Below are 15,501 nucleotides of genomic sequence, written 5' to 3'. Positions count from 1 at the left end.
GGCCCCCGACCCACACCCACCCGGTGCGCCGTTGGTCACGCCCCGCGCGGCATGCTGGGGACATGACCTACACCGGAGACGTCCGACCCGGCGGCGAGGCGCAGGTGCGCGAGCTCGCGCACCTGAGCATCACCAAGGTCGCGGTCGACCCGGAGATGTCCAACAACTGCTACCTGCTGCGCTGCCGCGAGAGCGGCGAGCAGGTGCTCGTCGACGCCGCCGCCGAGCCGGAGACGCTGCTGCCGCTCGTCGGGGCGGCCGGGCTGTCGGCCGTCGTCACCACGCACCAGCACTGGGACCACCACCGGGCACTGGCCGCCGTCGTCGAGGCCACGGGGGCCGAGGTCCTCGTCGGCGAGCCCGACGCCGACGCCGTCACCGAGCAGACCGGTGTCGAGGTCACCGGCCGCCTCGCGCACGGCGACACCGTGCGGGTGGGGCGGTGCAGCCTGCGCGTGCTGGCCGTGGCCGGGCACACGCCCGGCTCGGTGGCGCTGGTCTACGACGACCCCGCCGACCCCGACGGGCACCCGCACCTGTTCACGGGCGACTCGCTGTTCCCCGGGGGCGTCGGGGCCACCTTCGGCGACGAGGCGGCCTTCCGGCAGCTGGTCGACGAGGTGGAGCACAAGATCTTCGCCACGCTGCCCGACGAGACCTGGTTCTACCCCGGCCACGGGGGCGACTCGACCCTCGGTGCCGAGCGTCCGCACCTGCCCGGGTGGCGCGAGCGCGGCTGGTGAGAGCCGTCCGTCAGGCGGCGTGGCCGTCGCGGCCCGCCTCGGGCCCGTCGGTGGAGCCCAGGATGTCGCGGATGTCGCCGTAGGGCCACGAGCCCGGGCCGAGCACGGGCGGCAGCGCCCGCGCGGCGGGCTCGTCGGCCTCGGTGCGCGCGGTGACCGTGGGGGCCGCGGGCCGCTGCGCGGGCGCCACGGCGGCGGCCACCGGCAGCGCCGGACGCGACGGCTCGGCCGCCGAGCGGGTCAGGCCGTTGAGCGCGGCGAAGACCTCGAGCTCGGCCAGGTCCGGCACGGTGCCGTGGGCCAGGTGGGCGATGAGCTCCTCGTGGGACAGGTCGGCGGCCACCACGACCGCCAACGTGTGCACCCCGCGCTGCTGGATCCACATCCACATGGTCAGCGGCCGGATGCCCCGGCGGCGGGCCTTGGCCGAGAGGAGGCGGATCTCCTCCTCGGGCAGCTCGTGGACGCGCAGCAGCGTCTCGATGTCGCCGAGGTTCACCCGCTGGGGGTGCCGCTCGACGTAGCGCAGGCGCCGGGTGCGCTCACGGGACCGCTGCCGGTCGCCGAGCGGCGCCGCGGCGAGGCCGGCGGCGGTACAGACGAGCAGGACGACGAGGAGCACGGCGACGGTGGCCATGGGTGCCTCCGGGGGATCGGGGAGGGTGCGGACACCCATCTCAACGACATCCCTACCCCGGAGGAACTTGTTGCCAATCATTTGAGATTGCTGTCTAGACCGCCTCGGGCCACCCGCTCAGGGCGCGCAGCCCCTGGCAGAGCGGGATCCGGGAGGAGGGGCGGTTGTTACCGTCCTGTGGATTTAACGTGGCCATGGTGTGGCACCGGCCCCGTCGGCCCACCAGGACTCAGTGGTACGTCGCCCGCACGCTGTCGGTGACCGGGTGCGACTGGCAGGCCAGCCGGATGCCGTCGGCGAGGTCCTCGTCGTCGAGCACGTCGTTGTTCGTCATGCTCACCTCGCCCTCCAGCAGCCGCACCGCGCAGGCCGAGCACTCGCCCTCGCGGCACGAGAACGGCGCGGCCACGCCCTTGGCCTCCAGGTGGTCGAGCAGGGTGGTGCCGGGGGCCCAGTCGTCGAAGGAGTGGGTGGTGCCGTCGAGCTCGACCTCCAGCCGCACGGGTCCCCGCCCGACCTCGGTCTCGGCGTCGGTGTCGGTGACCTCGACCTGGGTCTCCCCCGCGCCGACGGCGTCGCCGAACGGGTTGCCGCCCAGCGAGACGAACTTCTCCTGGTGGCGGCGCGCGCGGGGGAAGTCGAGCTCGCGCAGGGCGGCGACGGTGGCCTTCATGAACGGGGCCGGGCCGCAGACGAAGGCGTCGCGATCGGCGTACGCCGCGGCGAAGGCGCGCAGCTGGGCCTGGTCGGGCAGGCCCTGCACCGACTCGAGCCAGTGCACGACCTGCAGCCGCTCGGGGTGCTCCCGGGCCAGGCGCGCCAGCTCGGCGGCGAAGATCACCGACCTCTCGTCGCGGTTGGCGTAGAACAGCACGATCCGTCCGGTGCCCCGGGCCAGCGCGGTGCGCAGGATCGACATGACCGGGGTCACGCCGCTCCCGCCGCCGAAGAGGAGCAGGTCGGCATCGAGGGAGGCCGGGGTGAAGATGCCGCTGGGGGGCAGCGAGCGGATGGTCGACCCGGGCCGCAGGTGGTCGCAGATCCAGTTCGACGCGTAGCCCTCGGCGGTGCGCTTGACGGTCACGGTCAGCGGGCCGTCGTCGTGCGGGCTGGAGGACAGCGAGTAGCAGCGCGCGGCCACGCCGGTGCGGTCGGAGGGCACCGCGAGGGTCAGGAACTGCCCCGGCTTGTAGCGGAAGTGCTCCTCGGCGCCCTCGGGGACGCGGAACGAGATGGAGCGGGCGTCGGCGGTCTCCTCGACCACGTCGACGACCTCCAGGTCGAAGCTGTCGATGTCCACGCGCTCAGTATCCGTCCTCGGCCCCGACGGGGACCGCGCCGTCCCGCACAGCGGCCTCGATGCTCGCGGCCAGGCGCGAGCAGCCCTGCTGCAGGCCCCGCCCCGACCGGTCGCTGCCCCGCCGGGACAGCTCGGGGCAGTGCTCGCGCGCCGCGGTGCTCCACTGGACGGAGGTGTGGTGGTCGCTGTTCTTCTTCACACCGACCCGGGCCCGGCAGTCCAGGCAGTCGACCGGGGTCAGCCTGGCCGCGGTGTAGAGCCGCTGGTCCTCCAGCGTCTCGGGGCTGGTCGGCACGAACGAGGCCATCAGCTGCCTGTCATGACGCCGGGGTCCCCAGCCTGGTCCCCGGCCTGGCGGCGGGCCAGGTTCTCGGCCACCTCCTGCTGCCAGTACTCGTTGGCCAGCGTCGTGTCGACCTCGAACTCGAAGCGCTCGGTCATCTCGGGGGTGACGTCGGCGGCGTCGACGTAGAACTGCTCGTACCAGCGGCGCAGCTGGTAGACGGGGCCGTCCTCCTCGCAGAGCAGCGGGTTCTGCACCGGCACCTTGTTCTTCCAGATGGCGACGTCCTGGAGGAACCCGCTGCCGAACATGTCGGCGTACTTCGCGGCGATGAACTGCGCGGTGGCCTCGTCGAGCCCGTCGGGCTTCTTGACCGAGATGCCGTACTGGAGGGTGAAGGAGTCGGGCCCGGTCGGCACGTGGCAGTTGATCAGCACGACCTCGGTGCGGAAGCCCTTGTAGTCCACGTCGAGCCAGTTGATCATGTACGACGGTCCGTAGTAGGTCGCCTCGGACCTCAGGAAGAGGTCCTCGTCGCCGTAGCCGCCGCTCACGTCGGGGCGGCCCTTGGACTCCATGTACTGCGTGGCCCGCGGCCCCTCGAACACGTTGCGGAAGCTGGTCGGGAACGACAGGTGCACGTAGTAGAAGTGCGCCATGTCGACGACGTTGTCGATGAGCTCGCGGCAGTTGGAGCCCTCGATGGGCACGACCTCCCAGGCCCAGTCGGTGTAGGCGTCGGTGCCGATCCCGGGCAGCTCGGGCGGCAGCAGGTCGTGGTCGGGGGCGGAGCCCTCGGGGTCGTGCCAGATCAGCAGCTGGCCGTTGCGGACCTCCGTGGCGTACCGCTGGGTGCGGGCCCGCAGCGGCACGCGCTTGGCGTAGGGGATGGACTTGCAGCGCCCGTCGCCGCCCCAGCGCCAGTCGTGGAAGGGGCAGGCGATCTCGTCGCCCTTCACGCTGCCCTGCGAGAGGTCCCCGCCCATGTGGCGGCAGTAGGAGTCGAGCACGTTCAGCCCGCCCTGGGAGTCCTGCCAGACGACCAGCTGGCCGCCGAAGCCCTGGACGCGGTGCGGCAGGCCGTCGGCGAAGGTGCTCGCCAGTCCCAGGCAGTGCCACCCGCGCGCGTAGCGGTCGGGTGCGGTGCCCCGGTCGAGGAGGCGGGGGGTGCTGCTGGTCGTCCCGCTCATGGCGTCTCTCCAGTCGTGTCGGTGGACCAAAACGAGAACAGGTTATAGTTTTCTCCAGTGTGGCGCCAGCCACACCCGTCGCGACCCCGGCGAGCGGGACCCCACCGAAGCGGAGACCCACCATGCACCTGGCTCTCGAGCCCGAGCAGCTCGCCCTGCGCGAGGAGCTGCGCGAGTACTTCTCCGCGCTCGTCACCCCCGAGGTGCGGGCAGGGCTGTCGGCGGCGACCGGCGAGTTCGGCGAGGCCGGCGTCTACAAGGACGTGATCCGCCGGCTGGGCAGCGACGGCTGGCTGGGCATCGGCTGGCCCGCGGAGTACGGCGGGCAGGCACGCTCGATGGTCGACCAGCTGGTCTTCACCGACGTCGCGGCCGACTTCGGGGTGCCGATCCCCTACCTGACGCTCAACACCGTCGGTCCCACGATCATGCGCTACGGCAGCGAGGAGCAGAAGGAGTACTTCCTGCCCCGCATCCTGGCCGGCGAGCTGCACTTCTCGATCGGCTACTCCGAGCCCGGCTCGGGCACCGACCTCGCCTCGCTGCGCACCCGGGCGGTGCGCGAGGGCGACGAGTTCGTGATCAACGGCCAGAAGATGTGGACCTCGCTCATCCAGTACGCCGACTGGCTCTGGCTGGCCTGCCGCACCGACCCCGACCTGCCCAGGCACAAGGGCCTGTCGATGATCCTGGTGCCGGCCGACTCCCCCGGCTTCTCCTACACCCCGGTGCACACGGTGGCCGGCGTCGGCACCAGCGCCACCTACTACGAGGACGTGCGGGTGCCGGTGGGCAACCTCGTCGGCGAGCTCAACGGCGGCTGGTCGCTGATGACCAACCAGCTCAACCACGAGCGGGTCGCCCTGACCTCGTCGGCACCGCTGGTGCAGTCGCTGGCGCAGGTGCGCCGGTGGGCCCAGGAGACCAAGAACCCCGACGGGCAGCGCGTCGTCGACACCGAGTGGGTGCAGGTCGCGCTGGGCCGGGCGCACGCCCGCATCGAGATGCTGACCCTGCTGAACTGGAAACTGGCCTCCGACGCCGACCAGGGCGTCGACCTGTCCCCCGCCGAGGCGTCGGCCACCAAGATCTACGGCTCCGAGCTGGCCACCGAGGTCTACCGCTCGCTGATGGAGGTCGTGGGGCCCCAGGCGGGCCTGGCCGCCGGGTCGGCGGGCGCGGTCCTCGCGGGCCGGCTCGAGCGCTACCACCGCTCGGCGCTGGTGATGACCTTCGGCGGCGGCACCAACGAGATCCAGCGCGACATCATCGGCTACGTGGGCCTCGGCCTGCCGGCAGCGAAGAGGTAGGACCCATGGACTTCACCTTCACCCCCGAGCAGGACGAGGCGGCCGAGCTGGCCGCCCGCATCCTCGCCGACCGCACCGGCACCGAGCGCCTCAGGACCGTCGAGGCCGCCGGCGACCGCTTCGACCGCGACCTGTGGGCCGCCCTCGGCGAGGCCGGTCTGCTGTCCCTGGCCGTGCCCGAGCAGCACGGCGGGGCCGGCCTCGGCCTCGTCGAGCTGTGCCGCGTGCTCGTCGAGGTGGGCCGCCGGGTCGCCCCGGTGCCGCTGGCCACCCACGGCGCCGTCGCGCTGCTGCTGGCCGAGCACGCCGACGGCGTGCAGCAGGACCGCTGGCTGCCCGGCGCGGCCGACGGCACCACGGTGCTCGCCGCCGCGGTCTCCGAGGAGCGCAGCCACCTGCCCTCGCGCCCGGTCGTCCGCGCCGAGCCCGAGGGCGAGGGCTGGGTGCTCAGCGGCACCAAGGTGATGGTGCGCGCCGGCGGGGCGGCGGCGGCGTACGTCGTCAGCGCGAGCACGGACCAGGGTGCCGGGCTCTTCCTGGTCGAGGCCGGGACCACCGGGCTGCGCAGCGCGCCGGGGCGCACCAGCGACGGTGACGAGGTGGCGCGGCTCGACCTCGACCGCGCCCCCGCGCAGGCGGTCGGCACCCCCGGTGACGACGCGGCGACCCGGCTGGGCCGGCTGCTGACCGCGTGCACCGCCGCCGAGCTGCTGGGCGTCACGGAGGGCGCGCTGCACCTGACCGCCGGATACGCGAAGACCCGTGAGCAGTTCGGCCGCCCGATCGGTACCTTCCAGGCCGTCTCGCAGCGCCTGGCCGACGGCTACATCGACGTGCTCGGCCAGCGCCTGGTGCTCTGGTCGGCGGTGTGGCGCCTGGCCGAGGGCCTGCCCGCCGCGACCGAGGTCGCCGTCGCCAAGCTCTGGGCGGCCGACGCCGCGCACCGGCTGGCGCACACCACCGTCCACGTGCACGGCGGCGTCGGCATCGACCTCGACGGCGAGGCCCACCGCTACTTCACGACGGCCAAGCGCTTCGAGCTCGCCTTCGGCAGCGCCACCGAGCAGGCACTCAGCATCGGTCGCGCACTCGCGACCGAGCCGGCCTAGTCACCAGACCCGGGCCGGCACCACCCAGCACCACCAGCACCACCCAGGAGCACCGAGGGAGAGGGAGCACGACATGGCGGAGACGGTGCAGCAGCTGCTGCGCGAGCGCCTCGAGGACGACGGACCGGCGATGGTGCACGGCGACCGGTCCTGGACCTGGCGCCAGCACCTGGCCGAGGCCTCGGCCGAGGCGGCGGCGCTGGTCTCGGGGCTCGACCCCGACCGCCCGGTGCACGTGGGGACCCTGCTCGACAACGGCCCCGAGATGCTGCGCGCCATGGCGGGAGCAGGCCTGGGCGGCTACGTGCTGTGCGGGATCAACACGACCCGGCGCGGCGAGCCGCTGGCAGCCGACGTACGCCGCGCGGACTGCCAGGTGCTCCTCACCGACGCCGCGCACCTGCCGCTGGTCGAGGGCCTCGACCTCGGCGGGGCCCGCGTCGTCGACGTCGGCTCCGAGGGGTGGGCCGACGAGGTGGCCGCGGCGGGGCCACTGGTACCGCACCGCGAGGTCGGCGCCATGGACACGATGATGATGATCTTCACCAGCGGCACCAGCGGCGACCCGAAGGCGGTGCAGGTCCCGCACATCCTGCCCGTCTTCTCGGGCCTCGACCTGGTCGGCCGCTTCTCGCTCGGGCCCGACGACGTCTGCTACCTGGCGATGCCGCTGTTCCACTCCAACGCGGTGGCCGCCGGCTGGGCGGTGGCGCTGACCTGTGGCGCCACGATGGTGCCGGCCACCTTCTCGGCCTCGCGGTTCCTCGACGACGTCCGCAAGCACGGCGTCACCTACATGAACTACGTCGGCAAGCCACTGGCCTACGTGCTGGCCACGCCCGAGCGCGACGACGACGCCGACAACACGCTGCGCGCGGCCTTCGGCAACGAGGCCAGCGACCGCGACATCGACGACTTCGCACGCCGCTTCGGCTGCCGCGTCGTCGACGGCTTCGGCTCCACCGAGCTGGCCATCATCATCCAGCGCGAGGACGGCACCCCGCTGGGCTCGGTCGGCAGGGGCACCGACGGCGTGGCGATCTACGACAGCGAGAGCGTGACCGAGTGCCCGGTCGCGGTCTTCGACGAGCACGGTGCGCTGACCAACGCCGACGAGGCGGTCGGCGAGCTGGTCAACACCCAGGGCCGCGGCTACTTCTCCGGCTACTACAACGACCCGCAGGCCGACGACGAGCGGATGCGCCACGGCATGTACTGGTCGGGCGACCTGGCCTACCGCGACGCCGACGGCTGGATCTACCTCGCCGGGCGCACCGCCGACTGGATGCGCGTGGACGGCGAGAACCTGGCCGCCGGGCCGATCGAGCGGATCCTGCAGCGCCTCCCGGGCCTGAGCCGGGTGGCGGTGTACGCCGTCCCGGACGAGCGGGTCGGCGACCAGGTGATGGCCGCGATCGTGCTCGAGGACGAGGCCCGGCTCACGCCGCAGGAGCTCGAGGAGTTCCTCGCCGCCCAGCCCGACCTGTCCCCCAAGGCGTGGCCGCGCTACGTGCGCCTCAACGACGACCTGCCCTCGACGGCGACCAACAAGGTGCTCAAGCGCGAGCTGGTCGCCGAGGGCGTCAGTGCCGGCGGCGGCACGCTCTGGACGCGCGAGGAGCGCGGGCGCGCCTACGCCTGAGGAGCCGCCTCAGCCGCGGACCTTCTCGAGGCCGGCGACGGCCTCGTCGAAGCCGGCGACCAGCTCGGCCATCACCTCGGCGACCGGGCGCACCTGGTTCATCCGGCCCACGATCTGCCCGACGGGCATCGCGACGACGTCGGGGTCGCCGGAGGCGTTGATCCGGTTGTGGGCGTCGGAGACCAGCAGGTTCTGCAGGGGCATCGGCAGCGGCGCCGGGGCACCCTCCTGCGCCCAGGCCTCGGTCCAGCGGGTCTTGAGCAGCCGCGCGGGCTTGCCGGTGTAGACCCGGCTGCGCACGGTGTCGCTCGAGGTGGCGCGCAGGAACGCGGTCTCCCAGCCGGCGCTGCTCGACAGCGAGCGGTACTCCTCGGTGCCGAGCCAGATCGAGCCGGTCCACACGCCCTGGGCGCCCAGCGCCAGCGAGGCCGCGACCTGGCGTCCCGAGCCGATGCCGCCGGCCCCGAGCACCGGCACGTCGGGCCCGACGGCGTCGACGATGTCGGGGGTCAGCACCATGCTGGCGATCTCGCCGGTGTGCCCGCCGGCCTCGTAGCCCTGGGCCACGATGATGTCGACGCCGTTGGCGACGTGGCTGGTCGCGTGCTTGGCCGCGCCGGCCAGGGCCGCGACCGCGACCCCGTGCTCGTGGCACTTCTCGATGACGTCGACCGGGGGCGAGCCCAGTGCGTTGGCGATCAGCACCGGACGGTGCGCCAGCGCGATGTCGAGGTGCGAGCGGGCCACCGAGTGCAGCCACCCGAGCACGCCCTCGCGGCCCTCGCCCTCGGGCAGCGGCGGCACGCCCAGCTTGAGCAGCGTCTCGTCGACGAACCGGCGGTGCTCCTCGGGGATCATCGCCCCCAGGTCGAGCGAGGAGCCCTCGGTCGGCACCTTCATCGGCATCACGATGTCGACGCCGTAGGGCTTGCCGTCGGTGTTGTCGTCGAGCCAGCTCAGGGTGCGCTCGAGCTCGTCGGTGTCGTTGAACCGCACGCAGCCCAGCACGCCGAGCCCGCCGGCGCGCGAGACCGCGGCCGCGACGTGCTCGGAGGGGGTGAAGGCGAAGATCGGGTGCTCGATGCCGAAGCGGTCGCAGAGGGGGGTGCGCACGGGGGTCTCCTGGTCCGGGGGTCAGACCGACGCGACGCTGGCGTCGGTGATCATCTTCTTGGCCGCGACGTACTGCGCCTTGCCGGTGGCGTTGCGGGGCACGCGGTCGACGAGCGTGAGGTGGCGCGGCAGCTTGTAGCCGCTGAGGTGCTCGCGCAGGTGCTCGCGCAGCTCGTCGAGCTCCAGGCTCGCGCCCTCGCGCAGCTCGCACACCGCGGCCACCGCCTGGCCGTAGGTCTCGTCGGGGATCCCGACCACCAGCACGTCGTACACGGCCGGGTGGCCCTTGATGGCCATCTCGACCTCCTCGGGGAAGACCTTCTCGCCGCCCGTGTTGACGCAGTTCGAGCCGCGGCCCAGCAGCGTGATGCGGTTGTCGGTCTCGATGCGGGCGAAGTCGCCGGGCACCGAGTAGCGCTCGCCGTCGATCTCGATGAAGGTGGCGGCCGACTTCTCGGGGTCCTTGTAGTAGCCGACGGGCACCGAGCCGCCGCGGCCGAGGCGGCCGGTGCGGCCGACGTCCTCGGTCATGTCGAGGAGGCGCCCGTCCTCGCCGATGACGACGCTGCGCGGCCCGAGGCCGATGACCGGGCCGTCGGTGCTGATGTGGTCCTTGTCCTGCATCCCCATCCCCTGGAAGCCGGTCTCGGAGGCGCCCACCGAGTCGGTGAAGATGGCGTCGGGGAAGGCCTCCATCCAGCGCTGCTTGATGGGGTGGCTGAAGATCGCGGCGCTGCTGGAGATCGCGAAGAGGCTCGAGGCGTCGTACGCCGTGCCGGTCGCGGCCTGGCGCTCGTACTCCTCGATCAGCGGGCGGGCCATCGCGTCGCCGGTCATGAAGACGAGCTGCACCTTGTCCTGCTCGATGACCTCCCAGGTGCGGCGGGCGTCGAACTTGGGCTCGAGCACCGTGAGGTGGCCGGCGAAGAGGTGCATGAGCAGGCCCGCCTGGGCCCCGCCGTGCATGAGCGGGCTGAGCGGGAAGGTGACCATCCGCGGGTCGGTGGCCTGCTTGGACTGGTCGTGCTCCTCCAGCTCGGCGCCGGTGTAGAAGTCGATGCCGCCGCCGAGCACCCGCCAGAAGTCCTCGTGGCGCCACATCACGCCCTTGGGGAACCCGGTCGTGCCGCCGGTGTAGATGATGTGCAGGTCGTCGGGGCTGCGCTCGGCGAAGTCGCGCTCGGCGCTGTGGCCGGCCACCGCCTCCTCGAGCGTCACGCCGCCGAAGGACGTCAGGTCGCTGTCGTCGTCGGGTGCCCCCACGTCGCGGATCGCGACGTAGGTGCGCAGCCGCTCGTGCTGCGGGGCGCAGGCCGCGACGAGCGGCGCGTAGGTGCGCTCGTGGACCAGGGCCACGAGGTCGGCGTTGTCGAAGAGGTAGTTGAGCTCGCTCTCGACGTAGCGGTAGTTCACGTTGATGCTGACGGCGCGGATCTTGAGGACCGCCAGCACCGCCACGACGTGGTCGATGGAGTTCTTGGCGTACACCCCGACGTGCTGGCCGGGCTCGACGCCCTGGGCCTGCAGGTGGTGGGCCAGGCGGTTGGCCCGGGCCTCCAGGTCGGCGTAGGTCGCCACCTCGTCGCCGAGCTTGACGGCAGGGTTCGCGGGGACGACGTCGACGGCGTGCTCGAAGAGGTCAGCTATGTTCTTGGCCACATCGCGAGACTAGAACACGTTCTCGTTCTTGGCTAGAGTCTCTCGACATGACCGCCCAGAGCGACTTCCCGACCGCCCCCGACGGCCCCGACGGCACCGCTGAGCAGCCGCACTGCCTGGTCGAGCAGGAGGGCCACGTCCTCACCGTCACCATGAACCGGCCCGAGCGGCGCAACGCGTTGTCGGGGCAGATGCTGCGGATCATGGAGCAGGCCTGGGACCGGGTGAACTCCGACGATGAGATCCGGGTCTGCATCCTGACCGGCGCCGGCGGCTACTTCTGCGCCGGCATGGACCTGCAGGCCGCCGACGAGAAGCCGCCCTCCGAGAGCTTCGAGTCGGGCGAGTACGACCCCACGGTGATCAAGGGCCTGCTCAAGGGCTTCCGGCTCACCAAGCCGCTGGTCGCCGCCGTCGAGGGCCCGGCCATCGCCGGCGGCACCGAGATCCTGCAGGGCACCGACATCCGGGTGGCCGGCGAGTCCGCGAGGTTCGGGGTGGCCGAGGCCCGCTGGTCGCTCTACCCGATGGGCGGCTCCGCCGTCCGGCTTCCGCGCCAGGTCCCCTACACGGTCGCGGCCGAGCTGCTGCTCACCGGTCGCACGCTGCGCGCACCCGAGGCCAAGGAGCTCGGCCTCATCGGCCACGTCGTGCCCGATGGCCAGGCGCTGGCCAAGGCCCGCGAGCTGGCCGACCTGGTCGCCGCCAACGGCCCGCTGGCCGTGCAGGCGATCCTGCGCACGATGCGCGACTCCGAGGGCAGGCACGAGGACGACTGCTGGGCCGACGACGCCCGCGTGGGCGCGGCCGTCTTCTCCTCCGACGACGCCAAGGAGGGTCCGCGCGCGTTCCTGGAGAAGCGGGCACCCCGCTTCACCGGCCGCTGACGCGGGGCGGCGCCGCGGTCCTCGTTGGGCTCAGTCTGGCTCAGCCGACGGCGCGCTCCCCCGTCCAGTACTGCGCGCGCAGCGCCTTCTTGTCGGGCTTGCCGAGCCCGGTCAGGGGCAGCGCGTCGGTCGCCAGCACCTGCTTGGGCACCTGCACCGAGCCCTTGCGGTCCTTGACCAGCTGCTGGATCTCGGTGACCACCTCGTCGGTGAGCTCGCACCCCTCGCGCAGCACGACGATCGCGGTGACGGCCTCGCCGAACTTCTCGTGCGGCGTGCCGATCACGCCGACCTGCGCGATCGCCGGGTGCTCGGCGACGACGTCCTCCACCTCGCGGGGGAAGACGTTGAAGCCGCCGGTGACGATCATGTCCTTGGTGCGGTCGACGATGTACCAGAAGCCGTCCTCGTCCTCGCGGGCCACGTCGCCGGTGTGCATCCAGCCGTCGCGGAAGGTCTCGGCCGTCGCCTCGGGCAGCCTCCAGTAGCCGCCGGCCAGCAGCGGGCCGGCGACGCAGATCTCCCCCGGCTCGCCGGGCGCCACCGGTCGGCCGTCCTCGCCGAGCAGGGCGGTGCGCAGGAAGGCCGACGGCCGCCCGCAGGAGGCCAGCCTCCGCTCGTCGCCGCTCACGTGGTCGTCCTTGGCCAGGTAGGTGATGACCATCGGCGCCTCGGACTGCCCGTAGTACTGCGCGAAGACCGGGCCGAAGCGGTCGATCGCCTCGCGCAGCCGGACCGGGTTGATCGCCGAGGCGCCGTAGTAGACGGTCTCGAGCGACGAGAGGTCGCGGGTGCGGGAGTCGGGGTGGTCCATCAGTGCGTAGAGCATCGAGGGCACCAGCATCGTGGCGGTGATGCGCTGCTCCTCGATGGTGCGCAGCACCTCGGCGGGGTCGAACCTGCCGAGGACGAAGAGGGTGCCGCCCTTCATCACCGTCGGCACGAAGAACGCCGCGCCGGCGTGCGAGAGCGGGGTGCACATCAAGAAGCGCGGCGACTCCGGCCACTCCCACTCCGCCAGCTGCACCTGGGTCATCGTGGTCATCGCCTGCGCGGTGCCCACGACGCCCTTGGGCCTGCCCGTGGTGCCACCGGTGTAGGTGACGGACACGACGTGGTCGGGCGCCAGCGTGGCCGCCTCCAGGCGACGTGGCTCGCAGTGCTCCGCGGCCGCGGCGAGGTCGTGGCCGACGTGGGCCAGCTCGTGCGGCACCGGGCCGATGGTCAGCACCTTCTCGAGCCGGGGGCACCTCTCGAGCAGCCCGAGCGCCCGCTCGACGAACATCGGTTGCGGGTCGATGGTCAACGTGGTGATCTCGGCGTCGTTGATGACGTAGGCGTGGTCCTCGAGCGAGCCGAGCGGGTGCAGCGACGTGCGCCGGAAGCCCTGGGTCTGCCCCGCGCCGATGATGAACAGCACCTCGGGCCGGTTCAGCGCCAGCAGGGCGCCGGCGGTGCCGCGCCCCGCCCCGAGCGCCTCGTAGGCCTGCACGTACTGGCTGATCCGGTCGGCGACCTCCCCGCCCGTGAGGGTCACGTCGCCGAGGTGCATGACCGGGCGGTCGCGGTGGCGCTTGAGGGCGGCCGCCATCAGGTGGCCGTTGTGGGTACCGGTGCGCAGGTCGGAGTCGCTCATGGCGCTGAGACTAGAACGTGTTCCAGTTCTGCGCCAGGGGACCTTCCCCGTCGGTCGAGCAGCGAGGGCCGAAGGCTCGAGCGACGCCGAGACCCAGCGAGCACACGGCGTACGGCGACCACGTCGGTCACCGGGTCTCGGCGACGCTCCTCGCTGGCGCTCGTCACTGCTCGACCAACGACCACCGCCGTTGGTCGAGCAGCGAGGGCCGAAGGCTCGAGCGACGCCGAGACCCAGCGAGTCCATGGCGTACGGCGACCACGTCACTCACCGGGTCTCGGCGACGCTCCTCGCTGGCGCTCGTCACTGCTCGACCAACGACCACCGCCGTTGGTCGAGCAGCGAGGGCCGAAGGCTCGAGCGACGCCGAGACCCAGCGAGCACACGGCGTACGGCGACCACGTCACTCACCGGGTCTCGGCGACGCTCCTCGCTGGCGCTCGTCACTGCTCGACCAACGACCACCGCCGTTGGTCGAGCAGCGAGGGCCGAAGGCTCGAGCGACGCCGAGACCCAGCGAGCACACGGCGTACGGCGACCACGTCGGTCACCGGGTCTCGGCGACGCTCCTCGCTGGCGCTCGTCACTGCTCGACCAACGACCACCGCCGTTGGTCGAGCAGCGAGGGCCGAAGGCTCGAGCGACGCCGAGACCCAGCGAGTCCATGGCGTACGGCGACCACGTCACTCACCGGGTCTCGGCGACGCTCCTCGCTGGCGCTCGTCACTGCTCGACCAACGACCACCGCCGTTGGTCGAGCAGCGAGGGCCGAAGGCTCGAGCGACGCCGAGACCCAGCGAGCACACGGCGTACGGCGACCACGACGGTCACCCGGTCTCGGCGACGCTCCTCGCTGACGCTCGTCACTGCTCGACCAACGGCGGGGCCGAAGGCTCGAGCGACGCCGAGACCCCGCCCCCACACGGCGTACGGCGCCGGCCTCAGGCGAGCAGCTCGGCGACCGAGCGGACCTCGTCGGCCGTGTTCAGGGAGAGCATCAGCGTGGTCACGCCGGTCTCCTCCCACTGCGCGACCCGCTCCTTGACCTCGCCGGTGGTGCCGATGATGTGCATGTCGTCGACGAGCTCGTCGGGGATCAGTGCGGTGGCCTGGTCCTTCTTGCCGGCCAGGTAGAGCTCCTGCACCTCGGCGGCGAGCGACTCGTAGCCCATCCGCACGAAGACCTGGTTGTGGAAGTTCGCCTCCTTGGCGCCCATCCCGCCCATGTAGAGCGCCACGACCGGCTTCATCCCGTCCACGACGCGCTGCTTCTCGGCGGCGTCGGCGACGACCTGGAAGTGGCAGGTCGCGGCGATCTCGAAGGTCTCGCGGGTGCGCCGGGCGCCTTCGCGGGCGAAGCCCTCGTCGAGCCAGGGCCGGTACATGCCGGCCGACCTCGGCGTGTAGAAGATCGGGATCCACCCGTCGGCGATCTCCGCGGTCTGCGCGACGTTCTTGGGCCCCTCGGCGCCCAGCCAGATGGGGATGTCGGCCCGCAGCGGGTGGGTGATCGACTTCAGGGGCTTGCCCAGGCCGACCGACCCCTCGCCGGCGTACGGCAGCGGGTAGTGCGGTCCGTCGTTGGTGACGGGACCCTCGCGGCGCAGCACCTGGCGGATGATGTCGACGACCTCGCGGGTGCGGGCCAACGGCTTGGCGAAGGGCTCGCCGTACCAGCCCTCCACCACCTGGGGCCCGCTCACGCCCATGCCCAGCACCATCCGGCCACCGCTGAGGTGGTCGAGGGTCAGCGCGTGCATGGCGATCGAGGTGGGGGTGCGCCCCGACATCTGCACGATCGAGGTGCCCAGCCGCACGCTCGTGGTCTCCCGGCCCCACCAGGCCAGCGGCGTGAAGGCGTCGGAGCCCCAGGCCTCGGCGGTGAAGACCGCGTCGAAGCCCGACTCGTCGGCGGCCCGGACGATCTCGGCGTGGTGGGTGGGCGGCTGTGCGCCCCAGTACCCCAGCTGCAGTCCCAACTTCATGGGCGAC

General features: G+C 72.4%; 13 protein-coding genes. 5 read left to right on the top strand and 8 right to left on the bottom strand.

Translation table 11 applies throughout. The features are described from left to right. Positions 1-62 precede the first annotated feature (62 nt). On the top strand, positions 63-743 hold the full coding sequence (locus tag JOE61_RS21090; protein WP_193670664.1) for an MBL fold metallo-hydrolase: 681 nt from the start codon (positions 63-65) through the stop codon (positions 741-743). A gap of 10 nt (positions 744-753) precedes the next feature. Here the strand turns inward: JOE61_RS21090 and JOE61_RS21085 are convergent, their stop codons facing one another. The 4 genes from JOE61_RS21085 to JOE61_RS21070 form a co-directional block, all read right to left on the bottom strand. Then, entirely contained in the window at positions 754-1,380 is a 627-nt protein-coding gene (locus tag JOE61_RS21085) for a hypothetical protein (RefSeq protein WP_193670663.1), read from the bottom strand. Between the two features lie 229 nt (positions 1,381-1,609). Next, a complete protein-coding gene (locus JOE61_RS21080; RefSeq protein WP_193670662.1) occupies positions 1,610-2,680 on the bottom strand; it encodes a ferredoxin--NADP reductase in 1,071 nt (356 codons plus the stop codon). Between the two features lie 4 nt (positions 2,681-2,684). Continuing rightward, complete coding sequence (locus JOE61_RS21075) at positions 2,685-2,987, bottom strand: hypothetical protein (RefSeq protein ID WP_193670661.1); 303 nt, start codon at positions 2,985-2,987, stop codon at positions 2,685-2,687. After that, positions 2,987-4,153 carry a 3-ketosteroid-9-alpha-monooxygenase, oxygenase component gene (locus tag JOE61_RS21070; RefSeq protein ID WP_193670660.1) on the bottom strand — a complete coding sequence of 389 codons (1,167 nt, stop codon included), beginning with the start codon at positions 4,151-4,153 and terminating at the stop codon, positions 2,987-2,989. The genes JOE61_RS21075 and JOE61_RS21070 overlap by 1 nt, the downstream gene beginning before the upstream one ends. Positions 4,154-4,275: 122 nt before the next feature. On the opposite strand from JOE61_RS21070, the gene JOE61_RS21065 reads away from it, so the two are divergent. The 3 genes from JOE61_RS21065 to fadD1 all read left to right on the top strand — a co-directional run bounded on the left by JOE61_RS21065 (position 4,276) and on the right by fadD1 (position 8,214). Then, positions 4,276-5,463, top strand: coding sequence for an acyl-CoA dehydrogenase family protein (locus JOE61_RS21065; protein WP_193670659.1), 1,188 nt, complete (start codon positions 4,276-4,278; stop codon positions 5,461-5,463). 5 nt (positions 5,464-5,468) lie between these two features. After that, the gene (locus JOE61_RS21060; RefSeq protein ID WP_193670658.1) at positions 5,469-6,572 is read left to right on the top strand and encodes an acyl-CoA dehydrogenase family protein; all 1,104 of its coding nucleotides are present in this window, start codon (positions 5,469-5,471) and stop codon (positions 6,570-6,572) included. 73 nt (positions 6,573-6,645) lie between these two features. Further along, entirely contained in the window at positions 6,646-8,214 is a 1,569-nt protein-coding gene (gene fadD1 / locus JOE61_RS21055; RefSeq protein WP_193670657.1) for a fatty-acid--CoA ligase FadD1, read from the top strand. Positions 8,215-8,223: 9 nt separating this feature from the next. Here fadD1 and JOE61_RS21050 read toward each other — a convergent pair whose 3' ends face one another. Both JOE61_RS21050 and JOE61_RS21045 read right to left on the bottom strand, forming a co-directional pair. Further along, positions 8,224-9,327 carry an NAD(P)H-dependent flavin oxidoreductase gene (locus JOE61_RS21050; protein ID WP_193670656.1) on the bottom strand — a complete coding sequence of 368 codons (1,104 nt, stop codon included), beginning with the start codon at positions 9,325-9,327 and terminating at the stop codon, positions 8,224-8,226. 21 nt (positions 9,328-9,348) lie between these two features. Beyond that, the gene (locus JOE61_RS21045; RefSeq protein WP_193670655.1) at positions 9,349-10,986 is read right to left on the bottom strand and encodes an acyl-CoA synthetase; all 1,638 of its coding nucleotides are present in this window, start codon (positions 10,984-10,986) and stop codon (positions 9,349-9,351) included. Positions 10,987-11,033: 47 nt separating this feature from the next. On the opposite strand from JOE61_RS21045, the gene JOE61_RS21040 reads away from it, so the two are divergent. Beyond that, positions 11,034-11,873, top strand: coding sequence for a crotonase/enoyl-CoA hydratase family protein (locus JOE61_RS21040; protein ID WP_193670654.1), 840 nt, complete (start codon positions 11,034-11,036; stop codon positions 11,871-11,873). 40 nt (positions 11,874-11,913) lie between these two features. Here JOE61_RS21040 and fadD8 read toward each other — a convergent pair whose 3' ends face one another. Continuing rightward, positions 11,914-13,509: a fatty-acid--CoA ligase FadD8 gene (gene fadD8 / locus JOE61_RS21035; protein ID WP_193670653.1), complete on the bottom strand. Its 1,596-nt coding sequence runs from the start codon at positions 13,507-13,509 to the stop codon at positions 11,914-11,916. Between the two features lie 941 nt (positions 13,510-14,450). Beyond that, a complete protein-coding gene (locus JOE61_RS21030) occupies positions 14,451-15,494 on the bottom strand; it encodes an LLM class F420-dependent oxidoreductase (RefSeq protein ID WP_193670652.1) in 1,044 nt (347 codons plus the stop codon). Positions 15,495-15,501 lie beyond the last annotated feature (7 nt).

The organism is Nocardioides salarius (genome assembly GCF_016907435.1).
GTDB classification, from domain to species: Bacteria; Actinomycetota; Actinomycetes; order Propionibacteriales; family Nocardioidaceae; genus Nocardioides; species Nocardioides salarius.
Note: the sequence above shows the minus strand (reverse complement) of the source record. Positions and strands in the feature narration are given on the sequence as shown.

Coding starts and splice junctions, on each gene's coding strand:
- fadD1 (WP_193670657.1), top strand. CDS start 6,646: ATGGCGGAGACGGTGCAGCAGCTGCTGCGCGAGCGCCTCGAGGACGAC.
- JOE61_RS21075 (WP_193670661.1), bottom strand. CDS start 2,987: ATGGCCTCGTTCGTGCCGACCAGCCCCGAGACGCTGGAGGACCAGCGG.
- fadD8 (WP_193670653.1), bottom strand. CDS start 13,509: ATGAGCGACTCCGACCTGCGCACCGGTACCCACAACGGCCACCTGATG.
- JOE61_RS21030 (WP_193670652.1), bottom strand. CDS start 15,494: ATGAAGTTGGGACTGCAGCTGGGGTACTGGGGCGCACAGCCGCCCACC.
- JOE61_RS21065 (WP_193670659.1), top strand. CDS start 4,276: ATGCACCTGGCTCTCGAGCCCGAGCAGCTCGCCCTGCGCGAGGAGCTG.
- JOE61_RS21070 (WP_193670660.1), bottom strand. CDS start 4,153: ATGAGCGGGACGACCAGCAGCACCCCCCGCCTCCTCGACCGGGGCACC.
- JOE61_RS21085 (WP_193670663.1), bottom strand. CDS start 1,380: ATGGCCACCGTCGCCGTGCTCCTCGTCGTCCTGCTCGTCTGTACCGCC.
- JOE61_RS21040 (WP_193670654.1), top strand. CDS start 11,034: ATGACCGCCCAGAGCGACTTCCCGACCGCCCCCGACGGCCCCGACGGC.
- JOE61_RS21090 (WP_193670664.1), top strand. CDS start 63: ATGACCTACACCGGAGACGTCCGACCCGGCGGCGAGGCGCAGGTGCGC.
- JOE61_RS21060 (WP_193670658.1), top strand. CDS start 5,469: ATGGACTTCACCTTCACCCCCGAGCAGGACGAGGCGGCCGAGCTGGCC.